We start from the raw sequence: 22,175 nt of genomic DNA on the forward strand, positions 1-22,175 counted from the left end.
ACAGCATCCTCTAGAGCTGATGAATATGGATGGTGCCCCAATTTCGCCACAGCATCCTCTAGAGCTGATGAATATGGATGGTGCCCCAATTTCGCCACAGCATCATCAATATTCATAGTTTTAGATGATTCATTAACCTCGCCAATCGTTTTCTCAGATACATCTTCTTTCAGATATTTCTGAGCGCTAGCTAAAAATCCCCCTAAAGAATAAGCATTAAATAAATGTAGTCCTGTTTCACTATAAATTTCATCGATCAACTCGTTACGAAACCCGGTGGTCTTGCCTTGCGTTTTTTGCCACCAATCTTCTTTGCTATCATCAGTTACAAAAATAAGGTATTTCTTACCTTCTTCTTTTGCATATTGTATGATTTGTTGCCAAACAATAAGATCACCAAATTGGCGTTCATAATTTATCCCATCGTAAATATATTTATTATCCGGTTCCTTTTCCTTTCCTACATCTTTATAGCCAGGAGGAGTGAGCGTTTTGTAGCGTTCTTTGCCTAAATTCATTATATTTTTGATTACGCTATCTTCAGGCTTACCACCAACGCGACCATTAAGGATACTTTCAATACGACCAAGAAGGTGGTCTTCTGATTCAACCTTCAAGCATGAAGTCTCTTGCGATATAAGCTTTAAAAGATAGTCATCTGTTAATTTACTAATTCCTTCCAGCAGCGGAGCTGGATCAATATGACTATGGCGTTTTTTTAATTGAAGAGCATCTAAGTCGTTGCCCAAAGTTTCAACCGATTTTTTTATTGCTTTTCTCGTCTCAGCAAACTTCTTATGCTGGCTAGCAATAACGCTAAGCCGATTTCGATGAAATTCTAAAGCAACATGGTATGGAATCCAAATTCGGTCTTGAAGTTGTTCCATCAACCTCAACACTTCTTCGCATGTTTCGGACTGATAGCGGTAAACGCTATGCAACACGTTAGTATCAAACACAAATACTGCATTTTCCCACAGCTCTTTAAGCTCTTCTTCTGTTGGCTTTTTAAAGCTTCGAAACATATCTTTCATTATCACGTTCTCCATAGCGTTACGCATCACGTTTATACAAGACACTATAAGGACATCGGAATTTTTTTCAATGGTGGTGGTGACCATAAGGCCCGAAAAATTTTTATTTCGCGGGGTGTGGACTCGTTTGAACATTTATAGGCTCCAGAAGAACCTATCTAATTAATTTATATAAATAATTTAAAATCACCCGTGAGCTCTCATAACAGCGACAGCACAATCAAACGCTCGTTTGATACGGTTCAGCGAGAAACCAAACTACGATACCGAAACTCAACTCCACCAAAATCTAACCCAACATTTACTCTTGTTAGGTAGCATCTCAGATATAAACTTCTCAAAAGAGAACTTGCCCAACTTGGTGACAAATCACATCGCTTAGCAATAAGTTGCGCTGTCACTTCTTCATGCTGTTTTATCGAATCCAATACTCTCAATTGTGTCTTACTCAACCTCACCCATTTCACCTGGTGCGGAGCAAGTCGCGCAGTCGCCACTAAAACGTGACTCAAATCACCTTTTTGCTCAAAATTACCCATACTAATACTGTCCTCTGCAATTATGATCTAGATGGTTTTTACTTGTTGATCTAACAGATCATTTTCAATGTGAACGTTTTTTAAAAATCAGCAATAAAACAGTCTCGCCAGCAATTTTTTAGCCAAGAATGATACGTTTTAAGGGCTTCTGACTTCTGCAGCTCGATGTGAGTGTGAATGTACGCTTGCTCCAGTTTTCCCTTTGCATGATTCAATAGCGTTTCTGCAACCAGGTAATCAATCCCGATATCAGCCCACACAGTACGCGCTAACTTTCTTAAGTCATGAGCGGTCCATTTGCCATTCGCTATAGCTCTAATCATCTGACTGGCATCAGCGCTTGATACTGGGCGTTGATCTCGCTTGGAAGAAGGAAATAGATTGTTCCCTTTGTAATGATTCGCCAATTGCCAGGCTTTATAGGCCTGCAGCAGACTGACCCATTCATCGGTGAGTGGATATAAGATCTCTTTTCTTGTCTTCGTATCACGTATCGGGATCTTCCAACGCTTGGTGACAAAACAAATGTTGCACCACTTCGCTTTGCGCGTTTCACCAATGCGGGTACCGTGGCTAACCATCATCAAACACAACATCCGAGTCAACGGCACGGCTTGACCAAACTGCTCAAGTAAGCCCGGTATATGCCCAACGAGCAAATTACATCCCTTTGGTTTGATTTTGGCCTTCACAAAGTCAGTAAACATCATGTCATTGAGCGGGTTATGGCCGATTTTGTTCATCTTTTTCGCCTGGTTGAATGCGACTTTTAACGCCTGAAATATAGAGCGAATATAACTAATTGAGTACAGCCCTTCGCGTAGAGGCTTCATCAACTGTTTTTCAATTTCACGATGTGAAAGCCCAGCAATCTCAACACCGTGAAGACGGGAAACCAGGTGTGAGTCAATCATGGCTTTAAGCGAACTCAGCCGGTCTTTGGATAAATGTCCGTTTCGCGTCTCCATATCTAAATACCAAACCAGCAACTCATCGACGGTCATAAATTCATTAGAGCGAGATCTGGTGCCAGTGGAGAGCTCTTTTACTATATGCTCGATAACGTCTGGGATGTGTTTTGCGCTCAAGTTAGGGTATTTCCCAAAAACATGAGCGGTCTGATTGCCACCTTTGTATTCATAAAACACCCAAGATCCTTGTTGTCTGTTTTTCTTGTAGCGCAGGTACACTGAGTACCGTTCGTCTTTCAGCTGCTTCACATGGGGCAGTTTTGCATGCCTCTTAATCTGCGCATCAGAAATCTTACAGCGAACGGTCGCAACATGATGAACACCAGAATTCAACGTAATCATCCTATTCTCCCGTTAAGGTGGCTTTAATGCTCATTCGTCTTGGCTGCAGGCCTTGACCCGAAATCGAGACGCTATCTATTGAGCACGTTCCTTGGAATACACCAGGGAAGGAGCTATCCAGAACCAATAGCCCTTCAGCAAATACAGTAGGATTTGGCGGTGCTTCGATACTGAGCTTTCGTCCCTCTCGCTGCATTTTTCTTAGTTCACTAGCGCATGCCTGCTCCGCTTCTTGCTGACTGTTTCTGTCTTTACCAATCGATCTAAACGGTGCCTTCCCTTTTCTAATTTCTTGCCGAGTGCCATTCTCAGTCGAAAGATAAAATGCTTTCACGCCTGTGACATCCGTTCGGCCATCGAGGTCGATACTCACATTAGTGAAATTAGGCAACTGCGGGTTATTACCACTAGGTTGTGACAAGGTAACGGTTTCAATATCTTTGCCACTTGCGCTTCTTGCTTCTCCCTTGGGAGCAAATATGAAACGGCCATCGATAGGCTTGGCGACGGCATCATATTGTTTGGCCAGTCGATAAAGGAATGACGGTGTACTTTCATCAGTACGATCAATATGCTCGATTTCAATTTTTTGTAATCTCGGATGAACAAAAGCTTGAAAGCCATGAGGGGCAACATTATCCGCCACGATTTGAGCAAGTGTTGTGTTGTCCCAGCTCATCGACTTACGCTCTCGATAACCGGTTTCATCTTTAATACTGAATGGGGCGACCGATAGCACTAAGACGACTTCACGCGGATGTAAACTGATTGAACGTTTCGATATTTGAAATTCATCACGTAGCACTTCCCCCAAATACACAGAGTACTTCTCTCCTTTCGGGGGAATGCCGTCAATATCATCAGAATTGATCGTTAAAGAAAGGCTATCCCCCTCAATCCCGTTACCATCAGATAGGCGCCAGGATTTAAGACGAGCCAATAACAGTTCGCTATTTTTACCTACTAGTTTGAACATTAATCCCAAGACCTCGTAACAGATTGAGTGGGTTTCACAGTGGATATTTCAGGAATATAGACATGGGTATCCGCAGTAAAGACATCACCACGGACATGCGGATTGAGGCGATAAAACTCGATCTCTAACTGATCACTGTCTTGGCCTGTTTGTTTAAAAAGTAAATCGGTGATTAATTCCCCTTTACGAGCAAATATTTTCATCCACGAGACTCCAGTAGCTGCAAAGACATATCAGTCACCATGGCTCGACCATCGTGGATAAGCTCACTGCGCCCCTCTTTAATCTGCTTAATCGTCCAACGGCCAAGGTTAAAACCTTGACCATCACTCACTTGTTGAGGCTCATCAATCAAGGCACGAATCGCATCCACTGATTTAGCAGCGCTGTATTGAAGCCATTTTGCTGTGATGTCTATCGTTTCAAGAGGTCTGCCCGTTCGCTCTGAACGCGCATTATCAATGAGGCCGACTTCTGAGTAAGCGCCCGCCGTGGTTCTATCAAACTTCGTTATGGGTGTTTTATCTCCAACCGAAAACACGAACTCTCCGATCACTAAATGATGCATGGTTAACCTCTATCAATAGCAGATACGCTAATGGAATCGTCGATGGTAAGCCCCGTTAAAGATTCATATTGAGACTTCATTTGTTGGTCAATTTGAGCGGTAACCTGAGCCGCAATTTTCTGTTCATCCATGCCTGGTACGGTTTGAATAGCGACGTCGGTTTTAAAGGTGACATTGGGTGTTTGTCGAATGAGAGATTCGGTTTTTTCTTTCTCAACTAACTTTTCAGACACGGCTTCCGAGGCCATGAGCTTGTCGTCGGGCGAATCCAGCTTATCGCCAAACCATCCCCCTAAAAACTCACCACCAAGATCGCCTAATAGCGAACCGGCTAAACCACCTATCACGGTACCGACACCTGGAAAAATCATGGTTCCGATAGTCGCTCCAAGACTGGCACCGCCCATGCTGCCAAGTAACCCACCACCTTCGGCCAATGCAGTTTTGGTATCGCCTTCGGTCACCGCCGTTGCAATGTTGCCGGCACTAATCGCCATATCAAGCGGCCTAAGTAATTTGCCTAAGCCTGCTTTACCCGCACCTTGAGCCACATCACCGGCGAGCGCGATGCCATCTTGCGCCATCGCAACGCTTGGCATCATCGCTAATGCGCCACCGCCTAACGATAATGGCAAAGCGCCACGGTTGGCCGTCATCATTGTGCTCGCCATGTTGTAAGCTCGAGCAAGCGGGTTTCGTGAACGTAACTTACGTGGAGGCATTCGGCTTTTTGACCGACTACCACTGGCACCCAAACCACCGCCACTTCCTCTACCGCCACGACCAGAGCCCATACTCATCATGGCTCGGTTTAGCCGGCTAAGTTGTTTCGTTGCAAAAGCCGCTGCTCGGCCACTTTGTTGGGTTTCACGGTTTAAACCCTTTCGAAACAAGCGCCCTTTATCGAGGGTATTACCAAAGATAAGGGAGGCGGCTTTACCTGCTAACATCGCGCCTTTGAACGCCAATAAGCCAGCAACACCAATTCCAACCGCAGCCGTAACGCCCTGGTTAGCTTCGGCAAAATCCGCCAATAGATTGATGCCATCACCTAATGGCTCAAGTACCCAATTGAGCGCAGGTAAAAGAGCGGTACCAACGATCACGCTTAAACGGTTCACCTTGTTGATGAACTGAGAAATGCCGTTTTCACTGGTGTTTATTCGTGCCTCATATTCGTCTTGTAATGACTGAATATGAACGTCTTGCCCTTGCTTAGCTAACCTGAGCGTTTTACGAAATAGATCCGTGTTACCCGCCAGTGAAGCCACAGCCCCTTTCGCTTCCTCACCAAAGATTTGAGTGATTAATGCACTTTGCTCTTCTAATGGCGCATCTCTTATGGCTTCAAGCACTTGCAATAACGTCCCCGAAGCATCGTTTTGCATTGATGTGGCGAGTTCTACTGAATCGAAACCTATGGTTGATAACGCGGTTTGCTGCGCTTTGGTTGCTACGCCGCCAAGAGTGAGGCGACCTGAAATATTCTTAAGTGCGGTTGCAGAGCGTTCTTCCCCCATACCTGCAGACAACATCGACGCCGAAAGCGCCGCGGCTTCATTAGCGGAGAACCCCGCCATTTTGGCAGACGCGCCTTGCCTAGCCATTACGCCTGCAATGTCGTTAGCTTTCGCATTCGAGTTGTTCGATAAATGGTTGGCAAGGCCAGCAAGGCCCATCGCACCATTTTGATCTAACCCTAATGCTGCTTTAAATACCGCGAGGGTTTCACCCGCTTGGCCAGCTTCCATATCGAAAGCGACACCCATTTGTGCAGAATCGAGCACGAACTGTTTTAACTCGGCTTTGTCTTTGATGCCGCTTTGCCCACCAGCTGCCAACATAGCGTTGATGTCATTGGCACTCATCGGTGTTTCAGTGGAGGTTCTTAGCGACCAATTACGCATGGCATCTGCTTCTTCAGGGGTCATATCGACCACCTTTTTCACATCAGCAAACGAACTTTCGTTCTTTACTGCCGACCACACCGTCGCCGCTATTGGTGCAGCAGCCATGGCAAGCGACGTCGCTTGACCGCCAATCTCACTCAATTTTGCATCGCGAGTATCAATTCGTGATTGAATTGATTTCATCTCTTTCAAGTGACGGTTTTGTTTGGCGATAGCCGCTGTGGCCTTTTCTGCCTGAGCTTCGAGCTTTCTTTGCTCATCACTCATACGGCCAGTATTGATCCCAGACTCTTTTAACGCGGCGCCCAGCCCTCTGAGTTTATCGCGCTGCTTGTTTTGGCTATCGGTTAGCTGGGTAACCCGTTTACCTGCCGCTTTATAGGCCGCATTCAACTCATTGGTTTTCACCTTGCCCTGGTGAATCTCATCGTTAAACGAATCTAGCCGTTTTTGCGCTTCGTATAACCGATTCTTTAAATCAATGGCCCCTTCGCCCGAGGCCTTTTTCAGTTGAGAGTTGAGGTCTTTTATCTCCGCTTGTGTCTTACTGTATTCAACCCGAAGACCCGAAGTTCGCTGTTTGTTGTCTTCCAGTTCTTGACTAAGGCGAGTCACCTTTGCTTTAGCATCATCAAGCTGACCGGCTAACTTAGCTGCTCGCTTGCTGGCAGACTCAAAACCATTTAATTGCTTGAGCTTGCCATTAAGTGAGATCACCTCTCCACGCTGGCTTTCAAGTGCCGCGGTTAACCGCTCTGTGGCTGTGGTCGTTGAAACAATGTCCTCGAGACCATTGACGGTGGTATTAAGAACGAGGTTAATTTTCTCGGACATTATTTCACCCCAAGCTTGGCGAGAATAAGCTCATAACGACGCACCGCGACATCTTGTGGCCATCGCCTTAGTTCAGATTCAGATGTATTTCGGTGCATTGGAACGAGGTCGATTAGGCTCTCAACGTCATCGGGCGAAAGTACGCCGCCGATTGTTGAAAAAAAGCGCCCACCTGCGGTTTTAGCGCCAGATAATCATTGATTGAGAGAAAATCAAGATCGGACCTTTGCAAGCCCGTGATCACCTCAAACATGAAATCTTCACGCGCTCGCTCTTCGGTGATATCCGCCAACGCTTCAGAGTGCGCGACTTTAGGAATGGCAAACTTCACCTTATTAATCTTGTCACCTACTTCATTTTCGAAAGGATGCAGCAAGGCAAACTCTACCGACTTACCATTAAGCTGTTCACCCCGCAGTTCATCTGATGGTTTTAGAATCAAATCACAGATGTCGTCATAGAGCTGATTGAAGTCGGGCACCGCTAAGGTTTCGAACTCTTCTTTGGTCACATCACTGCACGCCATAATCACGGCTTTACGTTGTTCGAAGAGCTGTTTAGCCGTGAGTTCTTGTTCGGCTTCGATGTGTGGCAGCTTACGGAACTGCGCAACAGGGATCGTTTTAAGGGTCACGCTTTCACGCGAGAAAAAAGTCAGTTTGCTTTGATTTTTCATGAATTTTTTCCATAAAAAAAGCCACCCAATTTGGGTGGCTTAGGTTTTTATTGGGTAAGGTTAGTGAGAAGGCGATGTGCAGATCTGCATATCGCTCACTTCTCCAACGATCTCTTTCGCTTGCTGAGTCCTTAACCATTCCCCCTGCCACTGGTCGAGGTGTATCAACACCTCTCCTAACTAATACCCGCTGTCCCCATCAAATCCACACCGCCAACGACGGTCTTGCCCGTATCGACATTAATGTCGTGAATGACAGTACCCGTATCGGTGAGTTTGTATGCTTTACAGGTACCTTCAATGGTTACGGTTGGCTTTTCGCCCATCTTCACTGCATCTTTTTTGATGTTGGTGATTGGCCCGTACATCGAGTAAACCTCTTGGTACTTAGCCTGATCGGTGCCTTTGCCTTTTTCCGTCACGTTAATTTGAGCGTTATCCATAAAGAAGCGGCCAAGTGCGTTTTGGATTTTTTGGTGATCACCACGTACTTTAAGCGTCCACTTAAGCGGCTCAAAGCCCACGACATCTTCAGACTCGACAAACGAGCCCTCGTTGGACACCGTCTTGGTTTTAATATCAACCGGAGTGAACTCCACGATTTCGTTCATCAGCGGCACAGATTCAATCTGCGCCGAGAGTCGCATGCGAATACGATCAGCCATTGACGACCTCCTCTAGCCACGCTTCGATAAGCCCGTTGTCTACACTCATTTCATAGACCATGTGCTCATTCGGAGCATAGCGACCATAGTTAACACACAAGTACCAACGTCCAGAGGTATAATTCTCTAAGTTGTTTTTGCTTGGGTGCAGGAATGCTTCGAATACTGGGAGAACGCCCTGAGCCACCAAGTTTTGGCCCCAGTTCATTAGACGGTCAACTGCTTGATCCATGAACTCTTCGGTAAGCTGCTTACCCATCAGCGGTTGGCTGGTTTCTTCCAGCTTACGCGCCATCAAATCTTCCAAACCGACATGAGAGAGAAAGCGCCCGGTATTAGAGCGGTTACCAATGATAGACATTCCCCCCATTCGTGTGCGAGCAATCGTCACCACACCATGCTTATTCAGGAAATTGGCTTGAGTGGTTTTATCGTTGATTTTGTAGGACACATTACGAGCAGTTTCATCACAAAGTACCCCTCGATTTTGCGGACTCTCCCAACCTTCAACCGAGGCCATCGCTGCCACCAAAGCAATAGAAGCAGGCATAAGAGATTGCACACCGTCATAGGTTTTCAAAAACCATGGGTCGATAATCGACAGCTTATCTTGTCCTGTCCCTTCCGAGCCAAATTCAGCGGCAAACTCTGCAGCTTCCATATCATTCGTATTCGGACCATCAAGAACCGGACGACAGCGAACATCGCGACCAATAAGCGCAAGCTTTTGACCCACGGCTTTCGAGTTAAACCCTGGCGCCGCAATGATGGTTGGCGTTTCAGCGCACGCCTTAACGGTTTCAAGGCCGGTGATCGCTCCTGTAGAACTGTTTACCCCGCCGATGATATTTGCTTCAGTCACGGATGCGTCCGTATTGGCTTCTACAATCGTTACGTACACAATGCACTTAACGTATTCAAGTAAGTAGCGAACCACATTAGGCAATGTGCCTTGCCTGGTCCCAACGCTATCAAGCGATAACATCGCATGACTGTAATTCCATAAACGCGTTGGCTCGTTATAACTCAAGCCCGTATTCTTATTTGGCGCAGTACCAATTAAATGAACCACCTGCAATGCAAGTGGTCCCATGCTTGGTTGAGGCTCAATGGTGTTAACTTCTACCCCATTGAGTTCAAAATCTTGGATTGGCGTGAGCATTACTTGCCCTCTTTTTCCGTGGATTTAGACGACACCTTGACTTCAATCGCTGGCCCTAATTTCCCATTTTGGATAAGGAAGGCCGTTTGTTGAGGCAAAAGATGAATAGTTTTTTCATTTGGAGACACCCAACGACCATTCAATCGAAACTCTTTGATGATCGGGTATTCCAGTGTTTTTACTTTTGATTTCTGCACAAAGAAACGCTCCAATAAAAAAGCCCTTCACATTGCTGCAAAGGGCTTTGTCTAGATACAAAAAAACCGCCTTATTAGAAGCGGTTTATTGGGTTGGCTTTTCTGGCCAAATGACGTCATTTGGATTGGAAAAGTTTTGGGGTAAATCGCGAAGCGCTTGACGGTACGCTGCAAACGCAAGCTTCTTTTCTTCTGTAATTGGAGCATCACCCACTTGAGTAAAATCCGTCTCCGTGAGCTTTGAATGACGCTCTGCTCGAATCAGCTCCCATAGAGCCTCATGTTCAGCCTCTAGGCAAATCTCAGAAGCTCGAGCTTCACTAAAACCCATGTCAATCAAAATTCCAAGTTCTGCCGGCACATTGTAAAGTGTCTCTCCATTAGAATAAGCCAACTCTTTGATATAGTAACTCATGTCGCCCTCAGTCTTTTCTTGCATAACGTTTATCGTAATCTAACGCATAAGCTAGACGACGCTCTCCATAGTCAGGGCCAAGAAATGGGTCATCGATATGATACGCCTTAACTTTCCATTCAATTTCAAAATTTGCAGGCGCATATATTCCTGCTGACACCTCCTCAGCTTCTCGGCTATACCACAGCTGATTATTGAAACTTTTTCTTACGTGATAAGTCAGCCCGCCTCTTAGGTAGCACCCACTTCGTTGACCATGGGATACGACATCCCCGGGGGTAAACCCTGCATATAAAGGCCTAGTATTACTAACGGGGCGAGCAATACATTTCATGCCAAACTGAACGGCTCGGACAGTTTTTCGGTAAGTTTGAGAAAGTCGTTTGATTGCCAGGTAATTTGCATCCCCATGAAATTGACATCCCACGCCTTCTATTTGCAGATTTAACCCTGCAATAAAAATCCTTTGCCCGAAAGGAGCCAGATCTCGGTCTTCCGAATGCCCTCTTGAAATAGTGATTCGTGATCCTCCCTCTTCATTACCTGGCATTCTCCACCAGACTGGATAAAAATAGTCGGTACTCAACCCCGTTAAATCAATCACCGACTTATAGTCACTTTGGCCATTGATGTCTTTTGCTTGAACTTCACCACGCCAACGATCAAAGCTATCTTTGGCTTCAATAACTTTTTGATCAATCTCCCCCATTATCCCTGCAACTTCTTGCGACAACGCTTGTGAAGCTGCTGTCTGCTCTGCAGAAATTCGCTGTAAATCTGTAATCTTTTGTTCAATACCCATTAACCCAGCTCCGTTCTTAGCCGCTCACTAAGCAACAAATGCTGATGAGCTATTTTAATTTGTGTTGTTCCTAAAGAGATCGTTGCGATAGCAGCAGTCAACACCTCTTCAGACATCAGTAAATTGACATTCTCGGTCCCGACCTCGATTGTCACGCTGCTGCTCGGCAGTGGAGACACATCCAGTGTGAACCTCTGTAACCAACTCGAATTCGCCGATTTGTATGTCAGTAATGTCCTCGGGGCGGAATACACCGCCAACAAAGTACCGGATTCTAAAAAGAACCCCACTTCACGAACTTCATATTCTTGACTGCCTTTGAAGACGGCGCCCATTCTCAACTGTGTTGGGCTGAGCTCCTCCCAGTCCAAAATGACTTCGCGTTGAAGTTCGTTTTTCAACGCATTTTGATCTGTCGTCGGTGTATAACTACGATCACCCACGGCAATGTATTTAATTGCTCCTTTTAGCCCTTGGTGACGAGCGCTAATAAGCTCAGCGAGCCCCGCATCGGTGTATTGCACAACATAACTCATGCTACTGCTCCAAATTCAAAATCAGTTGTAAAAATTAGGCGTGTGGCTGCGCACCAATACAGAGGAGCAAAGCCTGATGAGGCTTTAATGTTACCGCTGCAGTGATCGTCTTTCGCAATGACGCTATTTTGCTTCACGGCTGAAAATTCAAACCCAGAATCAATACCAAGCGCCATAATGAAATCAACCGTGTCTCGCTCAGACTTAGTACTCTCAATGCGACTTAAGACTCGGGTTATCGCCGACTTATCAAGCGGCTGGTTTCGTTGCCATGCGATACATTCAATATGATACGGCGCGTGTATTGGTTGCATTTGATGCCAAGGTGTCACTTCCACATCACAATCAATCGCATCCAATGCAATAGACAAACCAAATCGCGTTCCTGCTTTTCGATGAATATCAAACGCCTTATCCACCGTTTTACGTTGACTTTCTAGCGTGTCTTTTGGCTGCCAATCCGTTACACCTCGCTCACCCGCAAGCAAAGCCACAAAGGTTTTATCCGTCAATAAGGGTTGTTTAAGGTTGGGATACGGACAAAAAGTGGATTGAATAAGTTCTGTCCAAGCAAACTCCAAAGCCTCTTCAATAAGAGAAGCATTATTGGGCTGGACCGATAGAAACGCCTTATTCAGATCGGACATTCACCATCACCTCCGTACAATGTGGCGCTTCATCCCAAGCGCACACCACATCAACCGCCGGTGCTTGAACCTTGGCCCGTTTCGCACCCAGCTCATAAAAAATATGGGCCACTTCTTCCCGGTCAATAATGCCGCCAAGCCTTTGTGCTTTTTCGGCAAACTGCCAAGCCACAACGACCGCCGACGCTTTGTCGACCTCATTGTTGGGATCCGCTCCTGTAAAAAGCGTCACTTCAATTTGATAAGGTTTAGGCGTTGCCGCTTTTACCGTGATCTCATCCGACTCTTGCGCGATGTCATCGCGGTTTAAGTATTGTCTTGCTCTTTCAAGCAAGGCCGAACTTGGAACACCATTGAGTGATGTGCGGCTTAATAACGCCACACAAACTTTGCCTGAATTAGGTTCAAGCATCCTGGCTTGCGCATCTTTGATAGGGTTAGGTAAGGATGTTTCAGGAAACTCATAACGCATCACCAGAGCATCTTTTTCAGAGTTCACCGTAATGGTTGGCCGCTCTTCTAAAGTCATGGCATGAAAACGATAACCAAGCCGAGTGCCAGTGGTATGAAACTGGAAAGGCGCCAAATCAAAACGCTGAAGCAAACTTTCATTAGACTCCATGACCGCAGGCTTTGCGGGAAAAACAGTATCATCACCGGCTTCTATGACCTGACGCTTTAAACTGTATTGCAACGCCAACAGATCCACCATTTCGGTATCGGTCACGTACTTACGAAACATCTGCAAAGCTTGATGATTCTGCTCTCGTATTTCAGCGGTTCGTTTTAAGACAAACGCTTGTGTCACCTGAGCGAGCAGCTCACCTTGATTATTAAAGGCCTCGCGTAATTGTTTCGCTTTATCTTCATCTCGCTGAGCGCAATATTCCACCGCAAAATTGATGTATTCATGCAGCAGAGATTCAAAGTTAGGCTCCCTGAAAGCTTGAGGTTTATTGCTCATAATGCCCCACTCAATTGCAGAGGTTCACCGCGCCATGTTCCCGAGACTTTCACTCTGAATCCATTCAAGTGTGGGATGGCTTGGCACTGAATGCCTTGATAATCCGTTAACCCATTCAATGGATTGGATAAAGCCTCTAACGTTAGATTTTGAACTATCATGGCTTCGGTGGGTGTCTGCTGCTTTCCCAAACGCGAAACCGCTCGATTACCAACGCCTCGGCGTTTTACTCGTGAACTGACTTCTGTCGTTAGTACCTTTGCAAAGCGACAGCTCAAGGCACTGGCACCAGTTACGGTTTGTCCTGTTTTGGGATCAATACCAATCATTGTTGTTGCTCCGTTGGCTTGGTTTTCGCAGGACCAGGAAGTATGCCTGGATGATCGTGTTCGTTATAAATCTCTCGGTCAGCTTGCATCGAACGAGTATGATCGGCGACCTCTCCCGTAGCTTGATAATTCCCATCCTGCCAAGTATCACCATAGATCTTCATGCCGCCTGGATACCGGCAAATAAGAGAGCCGTTATCGAGGTTATAAAGCTCTGACATGCCGTTACCGTAATCGGTCATCACCTCGTTCTCTTTGACTGTTGGGCTTTGAAAGTGAGTAGAAGGTAATCCCATTAACGCCACGGCATTGTTTAAGTTGTCACCGCTTCCCAAATTCATCAGCAAACACTGCTCGTTAACTGAAGGGCGCCGATAATGGCTGACCCTTCCTGCCGCAAGCACAAAAAAAGGGATCCTCTTTACAAGATTATCCCCTGTCTGAATATCGACGGTGTTAGCCTCTGCTTTCACAACAACACCTAGGCGCAGTAGATTGGCTGAAGCGCGATTGTTCTCTTCTAACTCTTCATGTAATTCAAGAACCTTCTTCTCTAATGCGCTCACATGTTTCATCAGCTTGGTTAGCATGGTGGGAGCCCCCATCAATGTAATGCCAGCTCTCTTCTACTGGGCCTAATCGAATACGCTGCTTCATCGTCACGGTTCGTGCAAACACCCCATTTTTTGGATCAAATTTGCTAGGAAGATTAGACACCACTACCGCACCGTCTAAATCGCTCGACGCACCAAATTGTTGATTCAGCAATTCTCGCTCTACACGCGTTGAAGCGTCCAACGCTTCCAAATCAAACCCATCCATGGATATAGGTACTTCAACCAAGAACCTTAATTCAATGTCATGAAGATGACGCCCGTCGTTGGCATATTCATTAACCGGCTCGGCCTCGCCAATGTGATAACTGATGGTGGTGTTGGCCAACTCAACCGCTTGGCGTCGATAAACAGTATCGACCTTAAGCGTAAGCCGCTGCTCTAAGTGATTGAGCACCAATAAGACCCACTCACGCGGCGAGCGAAAGAACGTGTTTGAATTCACGATGAAAAAACGCCTCAAATTTACGATTAATATCGGGTAAGTAGTTCTCAACAATCGAATCAACATCATCCGCAATATCGATTTCGACTCTTTCTATGGGAGATCTCGACTTACCGCGCCTTCGCCATACCAAGAGTTCATCGCTATCCATCGGAGAAATAAACGCGCCAGCAAAAAAATGCTCACCCACTCGGACACCTAAGCGGTTTTGAACGGGCTTACCCAATCGGTGAACACCAATGTCACGCACACCAATCCACAGCTTCGACACACGACCGTTTTTGTACACTCGAAATCGCGAACGCAGCGCTTTGTTATCAATACTGAGCTCATAGCCAAGCTCTGCCATCGATACTCCTCGTAACCATCGAGAGGTGAGCGAAGCCGCTCGAAGTACTGCTTTCGGAATTTCTTCTTCAAACGCTTCATAACGACGAATAAACTCAGTATCTAAAAGCAATTGGGAACGACTAAAATTCAGACCACTCATGCTGCGCACCTTGGGTATCTAATACCAGGACATATTCCCTCATAATCTGACTAGTGCCGTTGGGGCTTTTAGCCGCTGTATCAAAAACTAACCGGTACCGTTTATCACGATAAAGCAAAGTACAGCTTTCAGGGAGCTCAGAATCCGTAGCCAGTAAATGCACTTGATTCACGCCCTTCTCGTGACTTCGGATGTATCCGATCACTTCAATCTGCTTCCCTTGTGGTGTCATCACAAAAAGAGAACGACCAAAACAGCTTTGGATAGATTGAAGAATAAGACGCCGAGCCGATTCAAACTCACTCATCACGAGTCGTTAAGTCACAAACTCAGTGAGTACGCCGCCAGTCAGAAGCACCCCACCATCAATGAACACCCCAACCGGTTGAGACACGTCCCCCGATGTAGTGGGCTTTGTCTTGGTAAACTCACCGTTTTTAAAGTAAGCAGCTTCGGATGCAAAGCTCACGCTATCACCGACTTTAATCGGACCATCAAAATGACCTTGTGTATAGCACACCGCCGTATCACCAGCTGCTGCCGTAAAGTTGGGAACGACTAATAAAGCTCCAAGTAGACAAGGTACATCTTTCTTAAAACCACCCGTAGGCACGGTCGCCACAATCTTTTTCCCATCGCTTAAACGCATATTGTCACCATTAAAAAAGGGCAAGCCATGCTCACCCTGTAAATCAAATCAAACTGTTCTTCCAAGCTTTACTTAAAGGTCGCTTGGGCAATACCACGGCGGTCTAATACCTTCGACATCAAGTCGTAAGTAATACGGAACTTAGCACCATCGCTGCTCCAACCGTCGCCCGTTTCTAACCATGGGTCTTGCTGGCCATCTAAGAAACCCATCACTACGGTATCAAAATCTTTACCTGTCAGCGCCAGAGCGCCATTCACCTCGCTTAAACGCGCAGTTTCAATCACCTTGCCGAATTTTTTATAGGCTGGGTTAAAGGCATCCGGTTTGCTCGCGGTGTTCAAAACCGCTTCAAACATTGAAGCATGATCTGGACTCGCAATCAGGAGCTCACCACGAAGATCTAACGCATCGCCTTGACCCGCTTCACCATCTAGTGGGATGGTGGTTGCCGTCGCAAAGACCTTATGCAGAGCCATAATCATCGCCGCGTAATCGCCTGCTGGAATGTCATTGATGAAGTTACCCCAGCCTTTGTCTTTGCCCGCTTTAAAGACATTGCCACCATCGGCCATCTTGCCTGCGAGGATAGCGTTAAACATCAGCTTGTCTGACAAACGATAACCGGACTGCATGAATTTACGAGGCACCTTCGCCACTAAACCAATTTCGTCATTAATGATGGCATGACGAGTGAACTGGATTTCACGACCAAAGGTCGCAAGCTGAATGCGCTCACCGCTGCCTTTTAAGACCGCCGCTTTGTACTCGCCATCTTCCGATATTTTCATCAAGTCCGGCGCGTCATTAACCATCACTAGCTCAGTTTCACGAAAATCCGTCAGGTTCTCCACGTTAGCCAGTTCACGCCACATCGGGGCTCTTGCTTGCGCTTCATCGCGCATCACAGTTCGAATACCTTCGGTGATGATGTCGCCAAAATCACCGGAGTTAAACGCTCGGTTCACCAATTCATTCTTGGTAATGGCGCTTCGAGCATTCACATCGAGGCAAGCACGTGCCATATTCAGTAATGACTCATGACCGAACGCGTTGTCTTTTTCTAAATCCGCAACACCACAACGTGCATTCAACGCATTTTGCAGTTCGTCTTTGACATGGTTACCGTTGCCAAGTCTCATGTGCGTAGCCGTCAAATTCGCTTCAGGCTCTTGTTGACCTGCCGCTGAGTGGCTACCAATACGGTCTAAAATCTTAGTGGATGCCTGTCCCACTGAGCACGATAAGTCAGTCAGCATTTCATTGGTTAATGCCTCGCTGACTTTATGTTGAGCGCACAACGCACGAATATCTGCTTGGCGTTGGTTCTCTGCTTTTACAGCGTTTTGTAATTCTTCATTTGGTGTCGGCATGTCGCTTACCTGCTTGGGTTTGTTTATTTGAGGTTCATTTGGCTGAGCAGACGCTGCCAAAGGTGTCGGTTCATTGGGTTGTCGCGTTAGCGAATTCATCAGCTCACTTGGCGCTTGTTTGAAATTCTTAAAATCAGATTCATCGAAGCTCTGTAATGCGTTACTGAGGTCGACCGCTTCAACCACCTCATCGACAAGCCCCCAATCTTTAGCGGCTTGCGCTGTGAACCACGTTTCTTTCTCCATGGCGGTCAGTACCTCTTCAAGAGGTTGACCCGCTTTTTCAGCGTACGCTTCGGAAATGGTCTTGGTCGCCGCTTGCAACTGTTGAAGTGCTGAGTTGATTTCCTTCTCACCGCCCCACGCCCCAATCGCCGGGTCATGAATCATTAACATGGCGTTTTCAGGCATCCGAATGGTGTCACACGCGAGTAGGACATAAGTGGCAATACTCGCGGCCATCCCATCAACAATACCGACCACCTTCCCTTTATGAGCCTTAATCGCGTTATACATTGCTAGGCCTTGGTAAACGCTGCCCCCACCACTGAGCATTCGCAATTCAACCTCTTTATTGTTGGCCACTTGCAACGCCGCAATGATTTCCATTGCATCAATATCCCAAGCACTGATGTCTCCATGCACCCAAATCTTAATCACATCGGCTTCGTTCTTAAGCGTGTACCAGCTATTCTTTGACTTTGGCATTCTGTGCCTCTTCTTTTTGATTGTTGAGCTTCACCGCATGAGCAGGGTCCGACGTACTCACGATGTGCATATCATTCATTTGTTGTCGCTCCGACTGAATTTCACGGCGAGTAGATAAAGGGTTAATGTTACGTTCACGCTGTGCATGACTTAACGAATACAGCCCCAAACGCGTCCCTTTCTCTACGCCTACCATTTCTTTGCTAGGATCAATCCATGGCATCACTGGCGCTTGATAAATGGCATTCAAAATGGACTTTCGGTCAACGTCGGCAGGGATTTTGACTTCACCGGCAAGCATCGCCATTTGCAAAGCATGTCGATACTGTGGACGAGTCCAACCTAAAACAAACTTTCGCTGCAGCACTCGATAGCGACTGAACGAATCAATTAACTCTTGGCGCTGAGCGGAATAACTGCCGTTACTGTAGTCTCGGGTAACACTAGAGTTATTCACTCCTGCGCCCCCACTAGCCAGTCGCAGCTGAGCATTTCGAAAAGGACTGCTCATGGTTTCTTTTCGATTGTTCTCCACCACCCCTGCATCTTCACCGGGTGCCAGTTCAAACGAATTCCCCATACCTAAAAACAAATCACCACCGCGATCGAACGCGTCCGATGTATTTGAATTCAATGTCGGATCTCGTTTTATGTAATAGGCAAAACGACTCGCTATCTGGGCGCTAATACGCTCAGATTGGTCGTAATCTTCGATGTCATCGACTAAATCCAAAATGGAATGCAAAAGGGAAATACCACGGTTTTGATGAAAGCGCCGTGTGAACTTTAAATGACAGACAAACTGCGCATCGACATCAACAAACTCAAACCCTCTTGAGTCTCTCTGAATCAAATAGCTGATCGCTTGGCCGAGCTTATTTCGCTTGATCCCTTCAAACAGTCCCCCTTCAGCTTCCGTTATATGCGAAGGAATAAAATCAGGCTCAAAGGGCTGCACCGCAAAGGGCGTCTCTGTTGGGTAGCTCAAATCACTGTGCTTACCCATGAACATTCGGCAAAACACTTCGCCATCACGAAACCATGTTCGACCCGCAAGCCACTCAGTTTCCGCGCGAGAATGTTCAGCATCGATGTTTTGATTTAAAGAAAAGTTCTCCCACCAGATCATGATCGCCTGAGCACATTCAATATGAACCTCACCGTTATGGTTCAGTGGCTGAGGCTCGACCATGATGCCGTTCGGACCAATCACATTGGCGCAAAGCTCATCCAAAATGGCCGTGACAAACGGGTTGTTTTCATCCATGTGCCTTGCACGTTGATACACCGCTTTCGCGCCTTTGTTCAACGAATTTGAATCACCTTTCGATTGTTTATTTGTCTTTTTGGTGTGCGGATTTCGAGGGAGCGCTGCGTTGTATTTATTCAAAAGCCGTCTGTCGTAAGCACGTTCCAAGCCTTTCCGAGGACTGAATACGGCCACGAGTTTGTCGAGCAAGTTTTGGCTACTCAAGATAATTTCTCCGTATCATAGAGCGTCGTCCCCCTTGAGCTTGCAGAGCGATAATGCGCTGCAAACGCTCTATCTCTTTACGCACCGTCGCTAAACTCGCCAAGGTTAACTCTTCATCTTCTGCCGTCTTAACAGACTGTTGCTGTAATATTTTCTGTTCGGCTTCGAGGTACCACTGCAAACGCTCTTGATTGATTGGTATCACTGAACTCATCCGAAAATACCTCTTGAGTGGTTATAACGTTTCTTAGGCTTGCGCTCGAAAACAGGCTGTAAGTCAGCATCAATCACATTCGGGTTAATCTGCCATTCAGACGCCCAAGGTGGTGCGCTTTCCCAATGGATGTCATCACCACCAAGAAAGTGCATCCCCGCTTCGGCATATGCACATAAATCAAAACTTTCGTTACGCGTCTTATCAGGGCAAATCCATTGGCCTTTTTCATCGATGAATTCCGCCGTCAGTTCATCAAACCACTCTCTTTCCGCCCATGCGGGCAAATGGAAATACCGAGAGCCAAATTCTTCACGGGAATAGCTGGCCACCACACGGTTTTTTAGTCGATTGGTGTGCAGCAGTAATAAAGGGATCTCACCATGCGCCAGTTTGCTGCGCTTATCTGGGTAAGATTCTTTAATCAGTGAATCCATGTCTTTGTTGCTGCCCCCTTTCACAAGTCGAAACAAGTGGGACAACCCTTTCGTTTTAAGGCGGTTATAAAACTGGTAAGCAAAATCGGTCACTGAGGTTTTCTTACCGTCTTTTTCAGAAGCCGAACCACCAGAATCACACAGTGTTAATATCGGTTTCATGACTCGTCCACTGCCATCGGCAACGGGGTATGTTTTCTTGATCACCTGATCGATGAGTAGATCCCAATCTTCCGCGTAAATGGCAGGGTTAATACGATCACCATTTCGATGTGGTGTCGTTAAAATTTCAAAGCGGTCGATCACCCAACGCTGCAGACCTTCGCCAAACACTTGAGCTTGAACCACAAACCGAGCATTGGATTTACCACCTTGAACATCAATACTCATGATCAAGAAGCGACCACCAACAGGCACCACACCACGCAAATAAGGATTACCTTTGGCTTTTTCCATCAGCTCATGAGCACCAATGTCTTTTCCTTCGGTTTGTAAGATATAAGGACGGCCAACATCAATGTTATAAAAAGACATCAAAGAATCTTCATCACCGCAATCTTCATACAGGGTTTGAGCCGTGAGATAACGATAAACTAAGTTCTCCCAACTCTGGTAGGCCGCTACGACACCTTCAAACCCAAACGACGCCCATTTAGACTGGCGTATTTTGTCTTCATCCGTGACCTCTTCACCAAACGAGTCAATCGCCCCTTCACGAAACCAACGGGCCGCTAAACTTTTTTCTTGTTTTTGGTGTTCATCAATACGGTGCAAACAACGTGGACATTGACAATAAGTAGACTTGGCCACATCTTGAGGATCTGAATACTTTTCTTCCCAATGCAAAGTTTCAAAATCAGGAAGGAACCAAAAACCACAATCATCACACTGCCAATAGAAACGCCGACGATCACCTTGATTGTAGAGCTGAGCGATTCCCCCACACGGCTGGGCTTCATGAGGGCCGAGCTCTGCCGGTGACTTAGGTTGGCGAACGAGACGCCCTGGTGAACTTTCTGCCATCGCCATCCCAGAAGACTTCGCATTCTGAATCCGCTTAAGCATCAGCTGAAATTTGCTCCCTTCTTGCCCTACTCCATCATCGGCCCGATCGTAATCCGAACAACCGGCGTAACGAAACGTTTCGGCAGATAAACTGCTTTCGGTCGCAGAGTCCAAACTCAAATTCATCCCATTAAGAAAGTGCTTAAACGTTAGCGTATCGTCGGATTTCCGCCCTGTTCGTAGCTTGTTAATCTCTTCCGTCGCAGCAAAACAACGAGCAAGATCCTTTTTAGACATACTCTCTGCTTTCTTTTTTGTTGAGTAGATCAACAACATATCGCCAGGGGCTTGCGTTACTGTGTAATTAATCCACCCTTCAACCAACCCTTTAGTTTTACCTGACCGTGCTGGTCCCATTAAAATCACCGCTTCGTAAATACGGCGCGATAAACACTCCATCGGTTCTCGAATGTAAGGAACTTGACTCGATAAGAACTTCGTCACATCCGTCCCATCGGAAATCCACAAACCCTCATCAGCGGCAAGAACAGGACTTTTATCGACAGGTCGACACAAATAAGCCAACTTTCTTCTTATTTCTGCGGCATCCGCAAACTGAACACCTAAACGGGGATCAAACGTTTTCAAGCTCATCTGCAATTGCCTTCAAATCGAAATTCAATAATTTGTCCAAATATTCAAGCTCTTGCGGGGTGGCACTGGTTATCGCAGACTCAACACGAGTGATCACTTTCTCTTTAAAACTCTTCACACTGGCAAGGCAAGTGCCGATTTCAAGCTCATAGTCAGCTTTATCCACACATTCACCGGTCTCGTTCAAAAGCGCCAATTTTTCACGTTCCGACTGGATATAAGCCCTGAGCTCTGCGGCCGTTTTAAAACCCATTAAATCCGGAGCATCACTTTCTTTAATCATTGCTTTACATAAATACGGGGCCACTTGAACCACATCGTAAAGAGGGATATTGCCTTTGTAGGCGATTGGCTCAATGCCTGCAGACTTAAGCTTTTTTCGGATCGTAGAGCGGTGATAATCGAACGCTTCCAACTCGGTCAAATTCCAAAGTCGTTTTTCATTGTTCATTGAAAGCCCTCTGAATGAGTCTCGCCTCTCCGTGTGTCACGCTCTCGTAAGAAATGAATTACGGACAATAACGGATGACGACCACCCAAGTAGT

Annotated in this window: 27 protein-coding genes; all 27 read right to left on the reverse strand. The window is 46.4% G+C overall.

All coding sequences use genetic code 11. From position 1 onward, the window contains the following. A partial coding sequence (locus tag F0228_RS17750) for a PIN-like domain-containing protein (RefSeq protein WP_171762541.1) occupies positions 1-1,034 on the reverse strand: 1,034 nt, incomplete at its 3' end. A 242-nt stretch (positions 1,035-1,276) separates the two neighbouring features. After that, on the reverse strand, positions 1,277-1,573 hold the full coding sequence (locus tag F0228_RS25845; RefSeq protein WP_253820307.1) for a MarR family transcriptional regulator: 297 nt from the start codon (positions 1,571-1,573) through the stop codon (positions 1,277-1,279). Positions 1,574-1,653: 80 nt separating this feature from the next. Next, complete coding sequence (locus F0228_RS17755; protein WP_171762542.1) at positions 1,654-2,886, reverse strand: site-specific integrase; 1,233 nt, start codon at positions 2,884-2,886, stop codon at positions 1,654-1,656. A gap of 1 nt (position 2,887) precedes the next feature. Then, positions 2,888-3,862 (reverse strand): contractile injection system protein, VgrG/Pvc8 family, encoded by a 975-nt coding sequence (locus tag F0228_RS17760; protein ID WP_171762543.1) that lies wholly within the window; start codon positions 3,860-3,862, stop codon positions 2,888-2,890. Continuing rightward, entirely contained in the window at positions 3,862-4,065 is a 204-nt protein-coding gene (locus F0228_RS17765) for a hypothetical protein (protein ID WP_171762544.1), read from the reverse strand. The genes F0228_RS17760 and F0228_RS17765 overlap by 1 nt, the downstream gene beginning before the upstream one ends. Continuing rightward, entirely contained in the window at positions 4,062-4,430 is a 369-nt protein-coding gene (locus F0228_RS17770; RefSeq protein WP_004733483.1) for a phage tail protein, read from the reverse strand. Before F0228_RS17770 ends, F0228_RS17765 begins: the two co-directional genes overlap by 4 nt. 2 nt (positions 4,431-4,432) lie before the next feature. Beyond that, a complete protein-coding gene (locus F0228_RS17775; RefSeq protein ID WP_171762545.1) occupies positions 4,433-7,174 on the reverse strand; it encodes a phage tail tape measure protein in 2,742 nt (913 codons plus the stop codon). Positions 7,175-7,286: 112 nt separating this feature from the next. Next, positions 7,287-7,850 carry a phage tail assembly protein gene (locus F0228_RS17780; RefSeq protein ID WP_171762546.1) on the reverse strand — a complete coding sequence of 188 codons (564 nt, stop codon included), beginning with the start codon at positions 7,848-7,850 and terminating at the stop codon, positions 7,287-7,289. Positions 7,851-8,026: 176 nt separating this feature from the next. Continuing rightward, complete coding sequence (locus tag F0228_RS17785; protein WP_171762547.1) at positions 8,027-8,515, reverse strand: phage major tail tube protein; 489 nt, start codon at positions 8,513-8,515, stop codon at positions 8,027-8,029. Further along, positions 8,508-9,677: a phage tail protein gene (locus F0228_RS17790; protein ID WP_171762548.1), complete on the reverse strand. Its 1,170-nt coding sequence runs from the start codon at positions 9,675-9,677 to the stop codon at positions 8,508-8,510. Before F0228_RS17790 ends, F0228_RS17785 begins: the two co-directional genes overlap by 8 nt. Further along, the gene (locus F0228_RS17795) at positions 9,677-9,874 is read right to left on the reverse strand and encodes a hypothetical protein (protein ID WP_171762549.1); all 198 of its coding nucleotides are present in this window, start codon (positions 9,872-9,874) and stop codon (positions 9,677-9,679) included. Before F0228_RS17795 ends, F0228_RS17790 begins: the two co-directional genes overlap by 1 nt. Before the next feature lie 85 nt (positions 9,875-9,959). Then, positions 9,960-10,289 carry a tail fiber assembly protein gene (locus F0228_RS17800; RefSeq protein WP_171762588.1) on the reverse strand — a complete coding sequence of 110 codons (330 nt, stop codon included), beginning with the start codon at positions 10,287-10,289 and terminating at the stop codon, positions 9,960-9,962. A 7-nt stretch (positions 10,290-10,296) separates the two neighbouring features. After that, positions 10,297-11,091: a hypothetical protein gene (locus tag F0228_RS17805; RefSeq protein WP_171762550.1), complete on the reverse strand. Its 795-nt coding sequence runs from the start codon at positions 11,089-11,091 to the stop codon at positions 10,297-10,299. Then, the gene (locus F0228_RS17810; RefSeq protein WP_171762551.1) at positions 11,091-11,627 is read right to left on the reverse strand and encodes a phage tail protein; all 537 of its coding nucleotides are present in this window, start codon (positions 11,625-11,627) and stop codon (positions 11,091-11,093) included. Before F0228_RS17810 ends, F0228_RS17805 begins: the two co-directional genes overlap by 1 nt. Continuing rightward, positions 11,624-12,274 carry a phage tail protein I gene (locus F0228_RS17815; RefSeq protein ID WP_171762552.1) on the reverse strand — a complete coding sequence of 217 codons (651 nt, stop codon included), beginning with the start codon at positions 12,272-12,274 and terminating at the stop codon, positions 11,624-11,626. The genes F0228_RS17810 and F0228_RS17815 overlap by 4 nt, the downstream gene beginning before the upstream one ends. Then, complete coding sequence (locus F0228_RS17820; RefSeq protein ID WP_171762553.1) at positions 12,258-13,238, reverse strand: baseplate J/gp47 family protein; 981 nt, start codon at positions 13,236-13,238, stop codon at positions 12,258-12,260. Before F0228_RS17820 ends, F0228_RS17815 begins: the two co-directional genes overlap by 17 nt. Beyond that, on the reverse strand, positions 13,235-13,567 hold the full coding sequence (locus F0228_RS17825; protein WP_048669334.1) for a phage baseplate protein: 333 nt from the start codon (positions 13,565-13,567) through the stop codon (positions 13,235-13,237). The genes F0228_RS17820 and F0228_RS17825 overlap by 4 nt, the downstream gene beginning before the upstream one ends. Beyond that, positions 13,564-14,157: a phage baseplate assembly protein V gene (locus F0228_RS17830; RefSeq protein WP_171762589.1), complete on the reverse strand. Its 594-nt coding sequence runs from the start codon at positions 14,155-14,157 to the stop codon at positions 13,564-13,566. Before F0228_RS17830 ends, F0228_RS17825 begins: the two co-directional genes overlap by 4 nt. Then, the gene (locus F0228_RS17835; protein ID WP_171762590.1) at positions 14,105-14,581 is read right to left on the reverse strand and encodes a hypothetical protein; all 477 of its coding nucleotides are present in this window, start codon (positions 14,579-14,581) and stop codon (positions 14,105-14,107) included. The genes F0228_RS17830 and F0228_RS17835 overlap by 53 nt, the downstream gene beginning before the upstream one ends. Before the next feature lie 10 nt (positions 14,582-14,591). Next, positions 14,592-15,116 carry a phage tail protein gene (locus F0228_RS17840; RefSeq protein ID WP_136984875.1) on the reverse strand — a complete coding sequence of 175 codons (525 nt, stop codon included), beginning with the start codon at positions 15,114-15,116 and terminating at the stop codon, positions 14,592-14,594. Further along, entirely contained in the window at positions 15,097-15,423 is a 327-nt protein-coding gene (locus F0228_RS17845; RefSeq protein WP_171762554.1) for a hypothetical protein, read from the reverse strand. Before F0228_RS17845 ends, F0228_RS17840 begins: the two co-directional genes overlap by 20 nt. 9 nt (positions 15,424-15,432) lie before the next feature. Further along, complete coding sequence (locus tag F0228_RS17850; RefSeq protein ID WP_171762555.1) at positions 15,433-15,765, reverse strand: capsid cement protein; 333 nt, start codon at positions 15,763-15,765, stop codon at positions 15,433-15,435. 68 nt (positions 15,766-15,833) lie between these two features. Continuing rightward, positions 15,834-17,846: a ClpP-like prohead protease/major capsid protein fusion protein gene (locus F0228_RS17855; protein ID WP_171762556.1), complete on the reverse strand. Its 2,013-nt coding sequence runs from the start codon at positions 17,844-17,846 to the stop codon at positions 15,834-15,836. Then, complete coding sequence (locus tag F0228_RS17860) at positions 17,827-19,320, reverse strand: phage portal protein (RefSeq protein ID WP_253820308.1); 1,494 nt, start codon at positions 19,318-19,320, stop codon at positions 17,827-17,829. Before F0228_RS17860 ends, F0228_RS17855 begins: the two co-directional genes overlap by 20 nt. After that, positions 19,313-19,534, reverse strand: coding sequence for a hypothetical protein (locus tag F0228_RS17865; protein ID WP_171762557.1), 222 nt, complete (start codon positions 19,532-19,534; stop codon positions 19,313-19,315). The genes F0228_RS17860 and F0228_RS17865 overlap by 8 nt, the downstream gene beginning before the upstream one ends. Further along, positions 19,531-21,630 (reverse strand): terminase gpA endonuclease subunit, encoded by a 2,100-nt coding sequence (locus tag F0228_RS17870; protein WP_171762558.1) that lies wholly within the window; start codon positions 21,628-21,630, stop codon positions 19,531-19,533. The genes F0228_RS17865 and F0228_RS17870 overlap by 4 nt, the downstream gene beginning before the upstream one ends. Beyond that, positions 21,611-22,081 (reverse strand): hypothetical protein, encoded by a 471-nt coding sequence (locus F0228_RS17875; RefSeq protein ID WP_048669324.1) that lies wholly within the window; start codon positions 22,079-22,081, stop codon positions 21,611-21,613. The genes F0228_RS17870 and F0228_RS17875 overlap by 20 nt, the downstream gene beginning before the upstream one ends. Positions 22,082-22,175 lie beyond the last annotated feature (94 nt).

Origin of the sequence: Vibrio sp. 99K-1 (assembly GCF_013114585.1) — a bacterium.
In the GTDB taxonomy this organism is placed as follows: Bacteria; Pseudomonadota; Gammaproteobacteria; order Enterobacterales; family Vibrionaceae; genus Vibrio; species Vibrio chagasii_B.